Annotated in this window: 2 tRNA genes; both read right to left on the bottom strand. The window is 38.0% G+C overall.

Annotated features, from left to right (window positions below):
- Nucleotides 1-446 precede the first annotated feature (446 nt).
- Nucleotides 447-520 (bottom strand) — tRNA-Gly (locus tag RG959_RS23815).
- Nucleotides 521-533: 13 nt separating this feature from the next.
- Nucleotides 534-604, bottom strand: a tRNA-Asp gene (locus RG959_RS23810).
- Nucleotide 605 lies beyond the last annotated feature (1 nt).

The following is a 605-nucleotide window of genomic DNA, read 5'->3' as shown; positions in this document are numbered from 1 at the left end:
GTATTAGGCACGCCGCCAGCGTTCGTCCTGAGCCAGGATCAAACTCTCCAAAAAAGTTTGACTTGCTCATTTGTTTCTATATAGATGACGGGCATCTTCTATAGAAGTTTAATTCTTAAAACATTGACGTTTATTTTGTTCAGTTTTCAAAGATCAATTCGCTTTACTGTCGTATCGGACAGCTAAATAATCATATCATTTACTCATTTGCAAGTCAACACTTTAAAGAAAAAATATTATTCATTTAAAATGATGAAGATGTAAATCAGTTTGTTTGAGCCGCCTCATTTACTGGCGGATTCATAATATAACATAAGCTTTCTTGCGAAATCAATAGGAATTCACGGAAAGATTATTTTCCCGAAATAATAATTTGTACATTTCTAAATTTCGCAAATTCTTCATTCATTAAACAGAATGATGAATGACGTCAAAGCACATACTTATGGAGCGGGTGATGGGAATCGAACCCACGACATCAGCTTGGAAGGCTGAGGTTTTACCATTAAACTACACCCGCATTTTATAAAAAATGGCGGTCCGGACGGGACTCGAACCCGCGACCTCCTGCGTGACAGGCAGGCATTCTAACCAACTGAACTACC

The organism is Domibacillus sp. 8LH (assembly GCF_038806185.1).
GTDB classification, from domain to species: domain Bacteria; phylum Bacillota; class Bacilli; order Bacillales; family Domibacillaceae; genus Domibacillus; species Domibacillus indicus_A.
The sequence above is the reverse complement of the archived record's forward strand: the minus strand, read 5'-3'. Positions and strand labels throughout refer to the sequence as shown.